Source organism: bacterium (assembly GCA_024224155.1).
Lineage (GTDB): Bacteria > Acidobacteriota > Thermoanaerobaculia > Multivoradales > JAHEKO01 > CALZIK01.
Genome location: JAAENP010000537.1, coordinates 1 through 1457 on the forward strand (window position 1 = coordinate 1; position 1457 = coordinate 1457).

Annotated in this window: 2 protein-coding genes; both read left to right on the forward strand. The window is 62.9% G+C overall.

The annotated features are described in order from the left end of the window. Nucleotides 1–304 precede the first annotated feature (304 nt). Entirely contained in the window at nt 305–949 is a 645-nt protein-coding gene (locus tag GY769_25055; GenBank protein ID MCP4205193.1) for a hypothetical protein, read from the forward strand. A gap of 121 nt (nt 950–1070) precedes the next feature. Next, nucleotides 1071–1457: a hypothetical protein gene (locus tag GY769_25060; GenBank protein ID MCP4205194.1), complete on the forward strand. Its 387-nt coding sequence runs from the start codon at nt 1071–1073 to the stop codon at nt 1455–1457.

Genomic DNA, 1457 nt, shown 5'->3' on the forward strand with positions numbered 1-1457 from the left:
CGCCTCCGCGCGGAATCCTCGACGAGGTGGCCAGTAGCAGCCGCCTGCCAGGCTTCCTGGTTTGATGATCTGAGAAGTCGAAGCAGGTTGAAACACCCTGACAGATGGGCATCGCTTCCCACCCCAGAGGTCGGGTGTCACCGTCCCCACCCGTTCGGGTGTTCTGGAGGCCATTCCGTAATGCTAGACATGGCGAATGGAAGAAGGGGGGAGGCACCGTTCTTTGCAGCCTTCTTATTGGTCAGGGAGATGTAATCTGGAAGGTGCCTGTCCCCGGTCTTCCTGAGAAGAAGGGACCCGCAGCATGCGAGGCCTGGACTACCAAAGCGTCGTCGGTCGGAAGCCGGATCCTGGCTCGGAGACGACTGCCTACGTGCTCCGGTTGGGCTCCGTAGAGCTGGAGCCGATCTCATACTCGACGCTGCTCGCCTTGCGTGATTGTCCCGTCGTCGTGCGCGAAGTGCTCGATTTGTGTTTCCTCGACAGGCCGGTGATGTGGGCCGACCCGGCGGAAGTGCCCCCGGGAAGCTACCGGGCGCGGCTCAGAGAGATCGAGGCCCTGCTGGTCGCCATCGATCAGAGATTCAAGGATGCTAGCCGGCCGTGTCATGGAGTGTTCGCGCGAATTGTCGAGCTGTGGCGAGAGCTCACTCTCGCCGCACTGCGGGACCTGGAGCGCGCGGTCGACCCCGGGGCCGGGGTATCGGCTCGAAAGGTGCTGATCGACCTCCGGAGAACGGTGTTGCCCTGTGTCCAGGCTTTGGTCGAGCTGCTTCCGGAGGACGACGAGTGCTCGATTAGAGCACGGCGGAAGCTGGTCGAGGGAAGAGCCGGGCTCACCGAAGCCATGGCCTCGGAGCCTGCGGTATTCGAAGACGTGGGTTGGCGCCAGACCGAGATCCCCCGTGACCCAGAGGATCCGGGTTTCGTGACCTGGGGCATTCCGTAGGCGAAGCTCTTCGGACCTTCAAGTGTCGGTGCCTTATCGGCACTTGTGCATTTGTCAAAACGCTCCTTCGACGAAGGACCGCCACGGTTTCTCCGTCTACCTTTTCGAGGACGGAAAACCGATGCCACCTAGACAACTTCTGGAGAAGACGAGCGGACCGACGAAGCACTTGGAGCGGGCCGTTCGCTCGAAGTCGACCGAGCTCGCCGGCCACCTGGACCGTATGGCTCGCCTTTGCGCCAGCTTGGGGCGTGTCGTCCGGTCTGAGCGCCGGCGAAACCCGTTTGCTCTGCAGCGCGCCGCCGCCGAGCACTTCGATCCGGATCTCTTGGCCACCTTCGAGTCGATTCACGAGGACTTCGACACTATCTTCGAGGAGCTCAGACCGCCGGTTGGGAAAGGGGGCTTTCTGCCGGCCCGCGCTGGGCTACCGTTCGTCTTTGGCCGCGGCCTGGGGCTGGCGAAGATTCCGCGGCCGACGCTCCAATGGGCGTCGCTATGCGTCTGA

Bases quoted from the DNA above. Each gene is read 5' to 3' on its own strand.
- GY769_25055 (MCP4205193.1), top strand. From the start codon at position 305: ATGCGAGGCCTGGACTACCAAAGCGTCGTCGGTCGGAAGCCGGATCCT.
- GY769_25060 (MCP4205194.1), top strand. From the start codon at position 1,071: ATGCCACCTAGACAACTTCTGGAGAAGACGAGCGGACCGACGAAGCAC.